The sequence below is a fragment of the Serratia ficaria genome (assembly GCF_900187015.1).
Classification (GTDB): domain Bacteria; phylum Pseudomonadota; class Gammaproteobacteria; order Enterobacterales; family Enterobacteriaceae; genus Serratia; species Serratia ficaria.
The window spans coordinates 1,567,048-1,580,276 of sequence record NZ_LT906479.1 but is presented as its reverse complement, the minus strand read 5'-3'; the positions used below and the strand labels follow the sequence as shown (position 1 = coordinate 1,580,276).

Sequence of the window (13,229 nt, the reverse complement as noted above, 5' to 3'; positions counted from 1 at the left end):
AATGACAGAATACCTAATGGAGGCGTTATGGATGATATCGATCGCCAGATCCTGACCATTCTGGCCGAAGAAGCGCGAGCGTCGTTGAAAACGCTGAGCGCCAAAGCGGGGCTGTCGTCACCCAGCACTGCCGAGCGGCTGCGGCGGCTGGAGGAAAACGGCGTGATCCAGGGCTATACCCTGAACGTCAATCTGCAGGCGCTCGGCTATGCCTTTCAGTCGCTGGTGCGCATCAAGCCGCTGCCGGGCATGCTGAAGAAGGTCGAACAGCTGATCCAGGCGCTTCCCGAGGCGATTGAGTGCGACAAGGTGACCGGCGAAGACTGCTTCATCGTGCGCCTGGTGGCGCATTCGATGGAGCAGCTCGACCAGATCCTCGATCGGCTGGCCGAGCACGCGCAGAGCAATACCTCGATAGTGAAGACCACGCCGGTGAAGCGCCGCCTGCCGCCGCTGCGGTAGCTAACGCCGGCGCCGCTTGGCGAAAGGGTTGCCGCGTTTTTTCTCTTTCTTCGCCGCGTCGGCGGCGGATTTCAGCGCCGCCAGGTGCGCCTTGTCGGCTGCGGGCACCGCGCGTTGTTCTATCGGGAACACCGGCAGCGAAGCCAGCAGCCGCGCGCCGTAGCTTTTGGTCAGCAGCCGCCGATCGTAAATCACGATCTCGCCGCGGCATTCGTTGCTGCGGATCAAACGGCCAACCTGCTGGATCAGGTTAAACGAGGCGCTCGGCAGACTCTGCACTTCAAACGGATAACGCTTCAGCGATTTCAGCCATTCGCCCTCGGTGACGATCACCGGGCTGTCGATCGGCGGGAAGGCAATCTTGTGAATGTGCACCTGGGTCAACAGTTCACCTTTCAGATCCAGCCCTTCGGCGAACGACTGCAGGCCGACCAGCACGCTGGCGCCCCCCTTTTCCACCCGTTTGCGGTGCTCCTCCACCAGCCGGTAACGCGGCTGATCGCCCTGCACCAGCAGCATCAGCCGCAGATCGGTGACGTAACCGAGGAAGGTCTGCATCGCCCGGTGGCTGCTGAACAGGATCAGCATGCCCTTGTGCCGGCCGCCGGCCTGCTCGGCGCGGAAGAAGCGCGCCATCTCCTCCAAATGTTCCGCCTCGTTGGCGATCGCCGGTTCAAAGCGCATCTGCGGGATGACTATCTTGCCCTGCTCAACGTGGTTGAACGGCGAAGACAGCGTCTCGAAACGGTCGCCGGCCTTCTCGCTCAGCCCGCTCATTTCCTGCAGCCGCGCAAAGCTGTTCAGCGAGCGCAGCGTCGCCGAGGTGACCACCACGTGCGGCACCTTGCGCCACAGCAGCTTTTCCAGCTGGTCGCTGACGCGGATGCCGACGCAGTGCAGATACAGATGGGTCACGTTATCGCGCAGATCGCGGGTCACCCACTTGGAGATCGGCGCATTGGAGGATTTGTCCAGCGCCGCCAGCCGCCACAGCTTGCTCATCGCCTCCAGATAGCCCAGGGTGCGGCTCATCTGAATGATCGCCCGGTGCAGGCGCATGATGTCGTGTTTGCCGGTCTGTTCGGTGAGATCGTTAAGCACGAACTCCGCCAGCCCGCGCAGCGCGTCGGTGAGCTTGAACAGCCGCGCGCAGCTCTCCACCATCTCCGCCGGCAGCTCGCCCATTTCGAAACGATGCTCGGCCACCACGCTGTCGGTGGGCAGAAAGAGGCTGACCTGGCGTTCAAAGACCTGCACCAGCTCGCGCAGCTCTTCGCAGTGATTCTTCAGCCGCTCGCCGTTGGCCAGCCCCGGCGGGTTCTTCGGCCGGTATTGGGTCATGCACTGTTCGACCTGGCGCACGATCGTGTCCAGCTGCAGGTTGGTGGACAGCGCGGTGATTTCGCCGTCGATCTCCAGCGCGTCGCGCGCCACCTCCGGCAGATGGTGCCCTTCGTCCAGCACCAGCAGCAGCTCTTTCGGGTTCGGCAGCACCGACTCGGTCTCCAGCGCCGCCATCACCAGCGCATGGTTGGCCACCACCACGTCGGCGTTCTCAATCTCTTTGCGGGCGAGGTAAAACGGGCATTCGCGGATGTAGTGGCAGTTGCGCCCCAGGCAGTTGGCCTTGTCGGTGCTCAGCTTGGCCCACAGCGGATCCGCGATGGACAGCTGATAATGGTCGCGCAGCCCGTCCCATTCGTGGCGGCTGAGCGCCTTGGTCAGCTTTTGGCACAGCGCCTGCTCTTCTCCGCTGGAAGGCGCCAGCTCATCGTCGAGAAACAGCGTCAGATCGCCCTGCTCGCTGACGTCGGTGCTCATCGCCGCCAGGTTGCGCGGGCAGACATAGCGCCTGCGGCCAAAGGCGCCGGTGAACTTCAGGTCGGGAATGATCTTCTTCAGCAGCGGCAGATCCTTGCTGTAGATCTGATCCTGCAGCGCCACGTTGGCGGTGCTCACCACCAGCGGCTTGCTCTCCGCACGCCCGACGGCGATGCCCGGGATCAAATAGGACAGCGTTTTGCCGACGCCGGTCGGCGCTTCGATCGCCAGATGGCGCGGGTAGTCGCCGGCCAGGGTTTTCGCCACTTCGGCGATCATCTGCCGCTGGGGAGCGCGGGAAATAAAATCCGGTATTTGTTGCTGCAGGGCTTTGTACCACTGGCCTATCTGATCTTTAACTGCGGAGGAGAGCGCCATTCAACTCTTATCTAAACGAAATGATGGCGCCATTGTCCCACAGACCGAGGGTCACGTCAGCCCGGGCGACGCCGGAGTTTCAATCATTGAGGCGCGCCCCGCACTGAACGACCATTCGTCCAACCGGGTGGTGGTGATCACCACCATCAGATCTTCGGGGCGCAGCTGCAGGTTTTCCGCCAGCAGCGCCGCCAGCCGCTGATAAAAGCGCTGCTTGGTGGCGGTGTCGCGCGGGCGGCCGATGGTGATGTAAAACAACACGAAATCCGCCGAACGCGGCCCGCCGAGGTAGTCGCGATCGTACACCAGCTGGCCGGGCCGGTACTGGTCGATAACCTGAAACTTGTCGGCCGGCGGTACGCTGAAGGTGTCGACCAGCGACTGTTGCAGGCTGTCTGACAGCCGACGCAGATAGTCGGCGGATTTTCCCTGATGCAGGGCAATGCGGCTAAAAGGCATGGGTTACTCTCCCGTAGGGGGCATAACATTCGCCCCTATAATTCCAATTCACGCAGGCGCGCCACCGCGGAGGCCGCAGCGGGCCAGCCGGCGTAAAACGCCAAATGGGTGATCAGTTCGGCCAGCTGTTCGCGGCTGACGCCGTTGCGCTGCGCCAGTTGCAAATGAAACGGCAGCTGCTCCAGACGATTCAGCGCCACCAGGGCGGCGACGGTAATCAGGCTGCGCTCGCGCGGGGCAAGCTGCGGCCGCCGCCAGACGTCGTCGAATAAGACGCTGTCGCTAAGCTGCGCCAGCTTGGGGGCGATATCGCCGAAGGCCTGTTGGCCGGGCGGTTGACTTGATGGCATCACACACTCCTGTCGGTTAACGAATGGCCCTAGGCTACTCGCCGACGCAGCGGGTGAAAATCGGGATTTTCAACGCTAAAGGTTCATAAAAACGGGATGGTTAATGCCCCCCGTTTGACGCGAGGGGCAAGGTCTACTCCAGCGGGGCGACGTGGTCGAAATGCGCCTGGAACAACGCATTCAGTTCCGGGCGCTGCTCGACCCGCCCGGCGATGGCGAGCAGCCGAGGGGCCTGCGGCAGGAACCAACGTCGGCCCGGCCGCCAGTTGCACATCACCGCCACGTACAGATCCAGCGCGCTGAAGGTTTTGCCGAGGAACCAGGGCCCGGCTTCGCTGGCGGCGGCGTCAAGCTGCAGCAACAATTGCTGGCGATAGCGCAGGATCTCCTCCGCCAGGCGCTCCGGCTCCCGCGTTTTCGGCAACCAGCGTTGCGGATGATCGGCATAGGTAAAGGTGGGGTAAATTTCGGCGTTGATAAACATCAGCCAGCGCAGGAAACGCGGCAACAGCGCGGAACCGGCCGGCGGCGCCAGCTCGGCGTGCGGCGCGCGATCGTGCAGCAACAGGATTATCGCCGCGCTTTCCGTCATCACTTCGTCATTGGGCAGAATTAAGGTAGGCACCTGCCCCAGCGGATTCAGCGCCAGCAGGCGGTCGCGTTCCGGGCTGTCGAGCGCGTAGTCCACCTCCTCGTAACCCCAGGGGAAAGCGGTCAGTTCCAGCGCGGCGGCGACGATGGTCGAGCCGCTGCCGCAGGCGCCAAGCAATGTATAAGTATCACGCATGATTCCTCCTGCAATCAGGAACGCTATCGCTAACTGTAGACCAGCCGCCGACAGTTGTCCGGCGAGAAAATTCACTCTTTACGCGACTTTTTTAATCGAACGATACGGAAATGAATATTTTGTCATAAATGGATCACATTACTAGGGTAAAAAATCTCCGCCGCCAACATTCAGGCGGCGCGGCAACACAGCAATGCAACTGATGATAAGCGTCTTTCAATCGAATAAAGCAGGGTAAACCATGAAACCTAATCTTCTGGCCGTTATTATTCCGGCACTTTTAATTGCGCAGACAGCACAGGCAGCAGAAATCTACAATAAAGACGGTAATAAACTTGATTTTTACGGCCGGGTAAAAGCACTGCACTATTTCTCTGACGATACCGGCAACGATGGCGATAAAACCTACGTGCGCATCGGTTTTAAAGGCGCGACGCAGATTAACGACATGCTGACCGGTTACGGCCAGTGGGAATATCAAATTTCCGCTAACCATACTGAATCCGACAGCGCGAAAGACACTAAAACCCGTTTGGGCTTCGCCGGTCTGAAATATAAAGATATCGGCTCCTTCGACTACGGCCGCAATTACGGCATCATTTATGACGTCGGTGCCTGGACGGATATGCTGCCGGAATTCGGCGACGACGCCTACGTTAAAACCGACAACTTCATGAACGGCCGCACCAACGGCGTCGCCACCTACCGCAACAACGACTTCTTCGGCCTGGTCGACGGCCTGAAGTTCGCGGTGCAGTATCAGGGCAAGAACGAAAACGACGGCCGCTCCGGCAGCAAGGCGAACGGCGACGGCTGGGGCCTGTCTTCCAGCTACGAAGTCATCGACGGCCTGAGCTTCGGCGCCGCCTATGCCTCTTCCAACCGCACCGCCAGCCAGAAAGCGGGCACCTTCGGTAAAGGCGACAGGGCCGATATCTGGGCCGCCGGCATGAAATATGACAACAACGACGTTTACCTGGCCGCGACTTATTCGCAGAGCCGTAATATCGCACCTATTTCCGTTCCCGTTAATGCCTCAAGCGTCAGCGGCTTCGCCAATAAAGCGGAAGGTCTGGAATTGGTGGCGCAATATCAGTTCGATTTCGGCCTGCGCCCATCGCTGGGTTATGTCCAGCAGAAAGGTAAAGATATTGAAGGCATCGGCGATGCCGACCTGGTTAAATACATCGACGTGGGCGCGTATTATTACTTCAACAAAAATATGTCGACCTATATTGACTATAAAATCAACCAGCTCGACAACGATAATAAATTGGGTCTGAAAGACGACGACGTGATCGCCGTCGCCCTGACCTACCAGTTCTGATGCTACGAATAACCACCACTGCAAACTTTAGCTGTATTTGATCACCCAGAGTTTATTTCGCCGGGCGGCTGCGTCCGGCTTTTTTCTTTTGTGCCGATCAGCGCCGCCCATATCACGGAACGCCAGGGACAAACTTGCCTAACAAAACAAACGGGTCTAGATGTATAGCTTCCTTCCTTTCACTGGAAACCGCCATGCACAACGACGGACCGTTTGAATACCGCCATGCCCTGGGCTACAGCAGCGAGCAACTGGCGCATATCCTCAGCCACTGTTTCGAAGACTATCTCGTTCCCTTCGTGATCGACGGCCCCGGCTTCGCCGGCCGCTTCGGCGCCGAAGATCTCAGCCTTGGCGACAGCGTTGTCGTCATTCACCGCCAGCAACCGGTAGCCATCGCGCTGATCGCCCGCCGCGGCCAGCACAGCCGGGTGGCGGCGCTGTCCATCCGGCCGGAAATGCGCGGCAAAGGCCTGGGCCAGACGCTGATGCGGCGACTGGTCAGCGATGCCAGAGCGCGCGGCGACCGGCGGCTGTCGCTGGAAGTGATCGAACACAACGACGCCGGGCTGGCGCTGTACCACCGCGCCGGGCTGCGCATCGTCCGCACCCTGACCGGGCATCAGGCGCCGGAGCCTGCGCCGGCGGAAAGCGTCGCGCTGCAGGAGATCGACCCGCTGCTCCTCAGCCACCGCCTCACGGCGGAGGGCGCCACCGACCAGCCCTGGCTGGTCGCCCCCGAAACGCTGTTCAAGCTGCCGGGCAAGCCGCGCGCCTTTACCCTCGATCGCCAGGCCTACGCGGTGGTGATGCCCGGCGCCGAAAAATGCTTCCTGCGCATGATTTATGTGCCGCCGCCGCAGCGCGGCAAAGGCCATGCCCGCACGCTGCTGGCCGCGCTGCAGACGCGGTTCGCGCCGCTGCCGCTGGCGGCCGGCGTTTACGTTCCCGAGGTGGCGGCGCCGTTCTTCGAGCGGCTCGGCTGGCGGCAGGAGCCGCTGCGCCAGTTTGAAATGATGATGACCCTGGCCAGCCCGCAATAACCGCCGGCGTACCGCAGGGGCCAGGCGCCTGCGGTATCGTCACAAGGTTTTCTCGAAGCAGAGCGCCTGCGCATTCCCCTGATAACGGCCATAGTTTTCACGCACCCGATACCCCCGCGCCAGGTAGAATCCGACCGCTCGCTGATTGACCCGGCGCGTTTCCAACCACAGCTGCCGATACCCCTGCAGCCGTGCGCGTTGCTCCAGAGCGTGCAGCAGATAACCGCCGATGCCGTTACCGGCCTCACGAACGTACATGCGCTTTAATTCCGCAACCTCAGCGGTCAGCCGACGTAACGCACCGCAGGCTATCGCTTCACCGGCAGCATTACGCACCAACAGGCAACATCCGCCATCGGCATCGAGAGCAGCGGCATCAAATGAAGCTGCGCCGCCGTCGCCGGTAATTTCCGCCAACCGCGCCGACAGTTCCGTCATCAGCGCCTGCGCCTGCGGGGAAACCGCCTCGACAGATTCGATGGTCAGCACGGCAGCAATTTATACATATAGCTGGTGGCGTCCAATGCGCCGCCGTTGCTGGCCATGGCGTACTGCGGAATGCTGCCGGCCAGTTCGAAGCCCAGCCGGCGGTACAGGCCTTCGGCGGTATCGCCGGTCAGGGTGTCCAGCACCAGCAGATGGCGCCGATGTTCTGCCGCCAGCCTCTGCAGCGCCAGCATCAGCTGACGGGCAATCCCCTGCCGGCGCGCCTGCGGATGCACCATCAGCTTGAGCACCTCGGCGCGATGGCGGCCGTTGTCCGGCATATCCAGCAGCAGTTGCACGGTGCCGACCACCCGCCCGGCCTGGCGCGCCACCAGCATCGCCCGATCGCCCCGCTCAATCGCCGGCAGCAGACGACGCCAGAAGGCCTGCGCCTGCTCCAGCGTAAACGGCATCACAAAGCCGATGCTGGCCCCCTGCGCCACGCTGGCCAGCAGCATATCGGCCAGTTCCGGGATCGCGCGTTCCGCCGCGGCGGCGTCCAGTTGTTGTATGTCAGTCATGGTTATGGCCTGCAGATAACGAGGGTGTAATGGGCCGGCTCAGCGCCGGGGATGTGAAATCTTGACGCGCCGAACAGCCGATAGCGCAGGCAGTCGCCGGGGGCCAGACGGAAAGTGCGGCCCTCCAGCGTCAGCTCCAGGCTACCCGCCAGCAGCCATAAATGGTGTTCCAGCGCCGGGATGGACGGCATGTCATAGTCGATCAACGCACCGGCCTCGAGCCGGCCTTCGACAAACTCGGCCCTGTACAGCGCGGCGGGCGGCGAAACCGAACGGCGGTGAAAGCCGCTGGCGCCGTCTACCCACACCGGCTGCTGCTCCCGGCGCAGCAGCTCCGGCGGCTCGTCTTCTATTTCGCTCAACAGGCGCGACATGGTCAGCCCATAGGCGGCGCACAGCCGGTTCATCAATGAAGCCGTCGGGCTGGTTTCTCCCCGTTCCACCCTCGACAGCGTCGCCCGGCTGATGGCGGTCCGCTGCGCCAGCTCCTCCAGCGACCAGCCGTGCCGCTGGCGCAAATCGGCCAGCCGCTGCGCCAGCCTGAGGTCGGCATTGTCCAATCCGTTATCCACTGTGTAAGCCCCACCGTTGAAATCTCATATAAGAGAAATAATCTCAAATAAGGGATTGGTCAAGCGAATTTAAACGTGATCGTTTTGCCGCCGGCGCTCCGGCGGCTCAATCGCCGCGCAGCGCCAGGCGCTGAACACCGCCAGCAGCGGGGCCAGGGCGAACAGCAAAAACAGCCAGCGCGCCGCCGAAGCCGCCCCGGCTGCGCCGCCCGGCTCGTTCAACCCGGCCAGGTTGGCAATCATGCCGGCCAGCGCGGCGCCGAAGGCGGTGGCGAACAGCTGCACCGTGGTGATCGACGCGCCAGCGATGTCCTTGTCCGCGTCGGACGCCACCTGCAGGATGCGCGTCAGCAGGTGCGGCCAGCCAAAACCGATGCCGAACCCGACCAGCGTCAGGGCAATGACGATCGGCGCCAGCGCCAGCCAGTGGCCGCCGGAAGGCACCGGCATCAGGATGGCCAGCGCCAGCAGCCCCACCAGCACAAACAGCGGCCCGCTGACGATCGCCCGGCGGATGCCCGCCCCGCGCCAGCCGGAGCTGAGAATTTCCGACAGCGTCCAACCCGCCGCCATGGTGGCCGCGATATAACCGGAAATCAGCGGCGACTGGCCGTGCAGCAGCTGCAGGAAGTACGGCACGAAAATCTCGCTGGTCATGCCGATAACCAGCAGCGAAACGGTAAGGTACAGCGAGGCCTGCGCAGAACCGCGTCGCAACGCGCCCTGCGGCAGCAGCCGGGCGCGCGACTGCCCCTCCCGCCGCATGAGCCAGGCCATCAGCGCCAGCGACAGCGCGATGCCCGCCAGATTGAGCCAGGCGCTGTCCGCCAGGCTGCCGGCGGAGACCACCAGCACCGCCGTCGCCAACAGCGCCAGCTGGGCCAACGGCAGCGGCGCCGCCGCCTGCCGAGGCCGGCCTTTCGGCAGGATCATGAAGGTAAAGCCGGCGTACAGCGCCATGATCGGCAACAGAATGCCGAAGGCCCAGCGCCAGGCGTGCAGTTCGGCAAAAATGCCGCCTACCGCCGGCCCCACCAGCGTCGCTATGCCCCACATTGCCGAGATCAGCGCCATCGCGCGCGGCCACAGTTTCTGTTCGAACACCAGGTTAATCATCGCGTAGGAGAGCGCAAAGATCAGGCCGCCGCCGAACCCCTGCACCGTGCGGCCAATCAGCATCACCGGCATCGACGGCGCCAGCGCGCACAGCGCCGCCCCGGCGATGAAAAACAGCGAGGCCACCAGATAAGCGCTGCGCGCGCCGTAACCGCTGAGCAGGCGGGCCGACAGCGCCGAACCGAGAATCGACGCCACCACGAACAGCGTGGTATTCCAGGCGTAGAGATCCAGGCCGCCAATATCCTGCACTACCGAAGGCAGAATGGTGGTGGCGACCAGGATATTGATCGCATGCAGCGCAACGCCGAGTGAGAGCGCGATCGCACTGGCGGCGTTTTTGCCGGAAAAAAGATCGCTCCAGCGGCTATCATCGTTGGTTATCACGGTGGTGGTCCTGTTTTCAGAGTAATGGCATTGAGTTGAGGGTGATATTGCGCTAAATTTAACAAGAGTTATCTTGGAATAAATTAGGGCGAGGCGGAGAAATATGTCAAGAATAAACTTGGAAAATGGCGTAAGCACAGCACAATCGGTCAGCGACCGTTTGCTGACGCTGTTGAAAACCCGCGGCCCGCAGCAAGCCTCAGAGGCAGGAAAAGTCCTTGGCACCACCGGTGAAGCGGCGCGGCAGCAGTTCGTGAAGCTGGCGAAAGAAGGCCTGGTGGAAGCGGTCGCCGAAACGCGCGGCGTCGGGCGCCCGGTGCAGCTGTGGCATTTGACCGTCGCCGGCAACGCCCGTTTTCCGGACACCCACGCCGAACTGACGGTCCAGCTGTTGCGTACCGTGCGCGACAAACTGGGCGAGCAAGCGGTCGATTTGCTGATCGACACCCGCGAGCAGGAAACCCGCATCAACTACAAGCAGGCGATGATCGGCGCCACCGATCTGCAGGAACGCGTCGCGCGGCTGGCCGCCATCCGCAGCCGCGAAGGCTACATGGCCGAATGGCGTCAGCAGGAGGACGGCTCTTACCTGCTGGTGGAGAACCATTGCCCAATCTGCGCCGCCGCCACCGTTTGTCAGGGCTTTTGCCGCGCGGAGCTGAGCGTTTTTGCCGAAGTGCTGCAGGCGCAGGTAGAACGTTCCGAGCACATTCTGGCCGGCGCGCGCCGCTGCGCCTACCGCATTTCCGTATCGTAAAAGCGGATCGCGGCAATGAAACGCATTAACCCGTCAACGAGAGAAGAGCCATGAAACCTCATGCCGGATTTTGGCTGGCGACGCTGGGGCTCGGCGTCTGCTGGCTGCTGGCGCTGCTGACCCACGACCGGCTCAACGGCATTCTGTTGGCCGGCGCCGCGCTGGCGTTGATCTTCACCCCCGGCTCCCGGCGCAAAGGCGCGTTGATCGCCGCCCTCGGCGGCATCGGCATGGATGGCCTGTGGAGCTACAGCGGCGTGCTGCATTACCACAATCATATCGGCCTGCCGCTGTGGGTGATCGCGCTGTGGGTAGGCTTCGGCTGCTGGTGGAGCTGGGTGCTGGAGGTGGTCAGAGCCGCCCCCTGGCCGTTGGCGGTGTCAGGCGCCGTCGTCGGGCCTTTCGCCTACGCCGTCAGTTGGAAGCTGGGCACGCTGCAGCCGGGCGTGCCGCCGGAAATCATGCTGCTGCTGCTCGCCATCGGCGGGTCGGTTTATCTGCCGGCGGTGAGTTGGCTGCAGTTGAAAAAGAGCGGGTTCTGAAGGCCGTTAATGGCCTTCGCCCCGGCAAAAAAAGTTCGCAAAGCCGTTGCTTATTCGCTGTCCGATCGGGTTTACTGAGTCCTCTAATAATAACCTTCCCTGCAGAATAAACATCCATGCTGAGCCAAAATAGCCGTAACGTCCTGCCGTTGGTTGGGGCGCTGTTTACGTTATATATTGTCTGGGGTTCCACCTACTTTGTGATTCGTCTGGGCGTAGAAAGCTGGCCACCGCTGATGATGGCCGGCATCCGCTTTCTGACCGCCGGCATCCTGCTGTTCAGCTTCCTGGCGCTGCGCGGCCATGCGTTGCCGACGCCGAAGCAGTGGCTGGCCGCCGGCACCATCGGCATTCTGCTGCTGGCGGTGGGCAACGGCCTGGTCACGGTGGCGGAGCATCAGCATGTGCCCTCCGGCATCGCCGCGGTGATGGTCGCCACCGTGCCGCTGTTCACCCTGTGTTTCAGCCTGCTGTGGGGCATGCGCAATACCCGGCTGGAATGGGCGGGCATCGCCCTGGGGCTGGTGGGCATCGTGCTGTTGAATACCGGCAATAACCTGGTCGGCAATCCGACCGGCGCGCTGCTGATCCTGCTGGCTTCGGCCAGCTGGGCCTTCGGCTCGGTGCTGGGATCGCGCATTTCGTTGCCCGTCGGGCCCATGGCCGGGGCGGCGGAGATGCTGGTGGCGGGCGCGGTGCTGCTGGTCGCCAGCCGGCTCAGCGGCGAGCACCTCGGCCAGATGCCAGGCGCCGGCGGCTTTTTCGCGCTGGGGTATCTGATAATCTTCGGCTCGATGCTGGCGATCAGCGCCTACATGTTCTTGCTGAAGAACGTGCGGCCGGCGGTCGCCACCAGCTACGCCTACGTTAACCCGGTGGTTGCGGTGCTGCTCGGCATCGGCTTCGCCGGCGAATCTCTGGCGCCGCGTGAATGGATGGCGCTGGTGATTATCGTTGCGGCGGTGGTGTTGGTGACGCTGGGGAAATACCTGTTCGCCCGCCCGGCCGGCGTGCGATCGGTGGAATGTGAAAAACGGTGACCAAAATGGCGGTCTGCGGGCCGCCGTTAAAAACGATTCTTGTTTCACCCGGCGAAGGGTCTATAATTCCCGCTGTTCCGAGCAACCGTGAAATCATTCCTATGCTGAAAAAAGCGTTCGTCGTCGTCATCGCCCTGTGCGCCTTCGGTTCCCTGGGCGGCGTATTCCTCGCCGGGTTGAACATCTACACCCGTTCCACCACGCCGCAAGAAGAAACCGCCGCCAGCGACGCCTCCGCCACTCAGGCGCCGGCAGACAGCCTTCAGGCCAAGTAATCCCCCGTACCGCCAGCGCCACCGTACATGGCGCTGCGCTGGGCTGCTCTCCCGCGGCTGAAAAAGCGATGAGCGCCAACTGGCCCAGCTGTCTAGGCGGCAGATCAGCAACCTTGCTTAGCGTTAAAGCGCCGTTACGCCCTGCGCCGCGGCCTGCTGCTCCAGCGCGCTGATCGCCTGATAGGCCGAACGCGGCACCAGGCTGAAATCGCCGATCAGCAGGCTGTCGCCGATCGTTTCGTCCAGCATCGCCCTGGCGCCGGCGCGCAGTATCTCCAGCTGTTCCGGCGGCGTGCTTGCCGAGGTGATCAGCGGCAAGCCCGGCACCGCCGCGGTGCGGCCGATAATTTTCAAACCGTCCAGCGCCCGCGGCTGCGCGCGGCGCAGCAGCTCCATGCTGATGCTGTCGATGGCGGCGATGTCCGCCTGCCCGCTCTGGATCAGCTTCAGCGACTGATAGTGCGCGCCGGAGGCGATGGCGCTGCCAAAAAACTTTCCGTCCTGGGCCAGCGGCGCGACCAGCGCGCGCAGGCCGTTGTAACCGGACTGCGAATCGGTGCTGTTGTAAGCCGCCACCCGGCCGCGAAAATCGGCCAGCCGCTCGCCGGGATCCTCGGCGCGCACCACCAGCCAGCTGCGGTAGTTCGGGCCGTCGCAGCCTTCTACGCGGTAATGATAAGTGCCGACCAGCTGCACCTGCGGCAGCGTGCTGACCAGCGGGTAACCGCAGGTCTGGCTGAGCAGCAGATCGTCGCGCTGCCAGTGCTGCGCCAAGTTATCCGGCCAACTGAGCTGCTCCGGCAGCGCTTCCAACCCCAGCTGCAGCAATTTGCCGCGCAGCACCCGCCAGAAAGACTCGGCCTGCTGATGGCCGACGCCGTACATCGGTAAAGATACCTGCCTCAT

At 62.7% G+C, this 13,229-nt stretch carries 16 protein-coding genes; 7 read left to right on the top strand and 9 right to left on the bottom strand.

Going from position 1 to position 13,229, the window contains the following annotated elements; genetic code table 11:
• Positions 1-27 precede the first annotated feature (27 nt).
• Positions 28-462, top strand: coding sequence for an Lrp/AsnC family transcriptional regulator (locus tag CKW09_RS07555; protein ID WP_095096448.1), 435 nt, complete (start codon positions 28-30; stop codon positions 460-462).
• Here CKW09_RS07555 and dinG read toward each other — a convergent pair whose 3' ends face one another.
• From dinG to CKW09_RS07535, 4 genes are all read right to left on the bottom strand, one after another.
• Positions 463-2,661, bottom strand: a complete 2,199-nt coding sequence (dinG, locus tag CKW09_RS07550) for an ATP-dependent DNA helicase DinG (RefSeq protein ID WP_095096445.1) — start codon at positions 2,659-2,661, stop codon at positions 463-465.
• A 51-nt stretch (positions 2,662-2,712) separates the two neighbouring features.
• Positions 2,713-3,120, bottom strand: a complete 408-nt coding sequence (locus CKW09_RS07545; protein ID WP_095096442.1) for a tautomerase family protein — start codon at positions 3,118-3,120, stop codon at positions 2,713-2,715.
• 35 nt (positions 3,121-3,155) lie between these two features.
• Positions 3,156-3,470, bottom strand: a complete 315-nt coding sequence (locus tag CKW09_RS07540) for a carboxymuconolactone decarboxylase family protein (RefSeq protein ID WP_061797642.1) — start codon at positions 3,468-3,470, stop codon at positions 3,156-3,158.
• A 133-nt stretch (positions 3,471-3,603) separates the two neighbouring features.
• On the bottom strand, positions 3,604-4,257 hold the full coding sequence (locus CKW09_RS07535) for a glutathione S-transferase family protein (protein WP_061797643.1): 654 nt from the start codon (positions 4,255-4,257) through the stop codon (positions 3,604-3,606).
• Positions 4,258-4,498: 241 nt separating this feature from the next.
• Here CKW09_RS07535 and ompC point away from each other — a divergent pair, with 241 nt between their 5' ends.
• Together ompC and CKW09_RS07525 are read left to right on the top strand one after the other, a co-directional pair.
• Entirely contained in the window at positions 4,499-5,584 is a 1,086-nt protein-coding gene (gene ompC / locus CKW09_RS07530; RefSeq protein ID WP_095096437.1) for a porin OmpC, read from the top strand.
• 194 nt (positions 5,585-5,778) lie between these two features.
• On the top strand, positions 5,779-6,627 hold the full coding sequence (locus tag CKW09_RS07525) for a GNAT family N-acetyltransferase (protein ID WP_061797646.1): 849 nt from the start codon (positions 5,779-5,781) through the stop codon (positions 6,625-6,627).
• A 39-nt stretch (positions 6,628-6,666) separates the two neighbouring features.
• Here the strand turns inward: CKW09_RS07525 and CKW09_RS07520 are convergent, their stop codons facing one another.
• From CKW09_RS07520 to CKW09_RS07505, 4 genes are all read right to left on the bottom strand, one after another.
• Positions 6,667-7,116, bottom strand: coding sequence for a GNAT family N-acetyltransferase (locus CKW09_RS07520; protein WP_231922129.1), 450 nt, complete (start codon positions 7,114-7,116; stop codon positions 6,667-6,669).
• Positions 7,110-7,634, bottom strand: coding sequence for a GNAT family N-acetyltransferase (locus CKW09_RS07515; protein WP_095096433.1), 525 nt, complete (start codon positions 7,632-7,634; stop codon positions 7,110-7,112). The genes CKW09_RS07520 and CKW09_RS07515 overlap by 7 nt, the downstream gene beginning before the upstream one ends.
• 2 nt (positions 7,635-7,636) lie before the next feature.
• The gene (locus CKW09_RS07510) at positions 7,637-8,206 is read right to left on the bottom strand and encodes a helix-turn-helix domain-containing protein (protein ID WP_095096430.1); all 570 of its coding nucleotides are present in this window, start codon (positions 8,204-8,206) and stop codon (positions 7,637-7,639) included.
• 69 nt (positions 8,207-8,275) lie between these two features.
• Positions 8,276-9,709 (bottom strand): MFS transporter, encoded by a 1,434-nt coding sequence (locus CKW09_RS07505; protein WP_095096428.1) that lies wholly within the window; start codon positions 9,707-9,709, stop codon positions 8,276-8,278.
• A gap of 103 nt (positions 9,710-9,812) precedes the next feature.
• On the opposite strand from CKW09_RS07505, the gene CKW09_RS07500 reads away from it, so the two are divergent.
• From CKW09_RS07500 to CKW09_RS24700, 4 genes are all read left to right on the top strand, one after another.
• On the top strand, positions 9,813-10,466 hold the full coding sequence (locus tag CKW09_RS07500; protein WP_061797651.1) for a helix-turn-helix transcriptional regulator: 654 nt from the start codon (positions 9,813-9,815) through the stop codon (positions 10,464-10,466).
• 50 nt (positions 10,467-10,516) lie between these two features.
• Positions 10,517-11,008 carry a DUF2878 domain-containing protein gene (locus CKW09_RS07495; protein ID WP_061797652.1) on the top strand — a complete coding sequence of 164 codons (492 nt, stop codon included), beginning with the start codon at positions 10,517-10,519 and terminating at the stop codon, positions 11,006-11,008.
• 116 nt (positions 11,009-11,124) lie between these two features.
• Positions 11,125-12,048 carry a drug/metabolite exporter YedA gene (gene yedA / locus CKW09_RS07490; protein WP_061797653.1) on the top strand — a complete coding sequence of 308 codons (924 nt, stop codon included), beginning with the start codon at positions 11,125-11,127 and terminating at the stop codon, positions 12,046-12,048.
• A gap of 101 nt (positions 12,049-12,149) precedes the next feature.
• On the top strand, positions 12,150-12,323 hold the full coding sequence (locus CKW09_RS24700; RefSeq protein WP_165283105.1) for a hypothetical protein: 174 nt from the start codon (positions 12,150-12,152) through the stop codon (positions 12,321-12,323).
• Between the two features lie 123 nt (positions 12,324-12,446).
• Here the strand turns inward: CKW09_RS24700 and CKW09_RS07485 are convergent, their stop codons facing one another.
• Positions 12,447-13,229, bottom strand: coding sequence for a phosphate/phosphite/phosphonate ABC transporter substrate-binding protein (locus CKW09_RS07485; protein ID WP_165283104.1), 783 nt, complete (start codon positions 13,227-13,229; stop codon positions 12,447-12,449).

Excerpts from the sequence above, each read along its gene's own strand:
- CKW09_RS07515 (WP_095096433.1), bottom strand. The coding sequence starts at position 7,634 with ATGACTGACATACAACAACTGGACGCCGCCGCGGCGGAACGCGCGATC.
- CKW09_RS07500 (WP_061797651.1), top strand. The coding sequence starts at position 9,813 with ATGTCAAGAATAAACTTGGAAAATGGCGTAAGCACAGCACAATCGGTC.
- ompC (WP_095096437.1), top strand. The coding sequence starts at position 4,499 with ATGAAACCTAATCTTCTGGCCGTTATTATTCCGGCACTTTTAATTGCG.
- CKW09_RS24700 (WP_165283105.1), top strand. The coding sequence starts at position 12,150 with ATGCTGAAAAAAGCGTTCGTCGTCGTCATCGCCCTGTGCGCCTTCGGT.
- CKW09_RS07485 (WP_165283104.1), bottom strand. The coding sequence starts at position 13,229 with ATGAGGCAGGTATCTTTACCGATGTACGGCGTCGGCCATCAGCAGGCC.
- CKW09_RS07535 (WP_061797643.1), bottom strand. The coding sequence starts at position 4,257 with ATGCGTGATACTTATACATTGCTTGGCGCCTGCGGCAGCGGCTCGACC.
- CKW09_RS07555 (WP_095096448.1), top strand. The coding sequence starts at position 28 with ATGGATGATATCGATCGCCAGATCCTGACCATTCTGGCCGAAGAAGCG.
- CKW09_RS07495 (WP_061797652.1), top strand. The coding sequence starts at position 10,517 with ATGAAACCTCATGCCGGATTTTGGCTGGCGACGCTGGGGCTCGGCGTC.
- CKW09_RS07545 (WP_095096442.1), bottom strand. The coding sequence starts at position 3,120 with ATGCCTTTTAGCCGCATTGCCCTGCATCAGGGAAAATCCGCCGACTAT.
- CKW09_RS07525 (WP_061797646.1), top strand. The coding sequence starts at position 5,779 with ATGCACAACGACGGACCGTTTGAATACCGCCATGCCCTGGGCTACAGC.
- CKW09_RS07540 (WP_061797642.1), bottom strand. The coding sequence starts at position 3,470 with ATGCCATCAAGTCAACCGCCCGGCCAACAGGCCTTCGGCGATATCGCC.
- yedA (WP_061797653.1), top strand. The coding sequence starts at position 11,125 with ATGCTGAGCCAAAATAGCCGTAACGTCCTGCCGTTGGTTGGGGCGCTG.
- dinG (WP_095096445.1), bottom strand. The coding sequence starts at position 2,661 with ATGGCGCTCTCCTCCGCAGTTAAAGATCAGATAGGCCAGTGGTACAAA.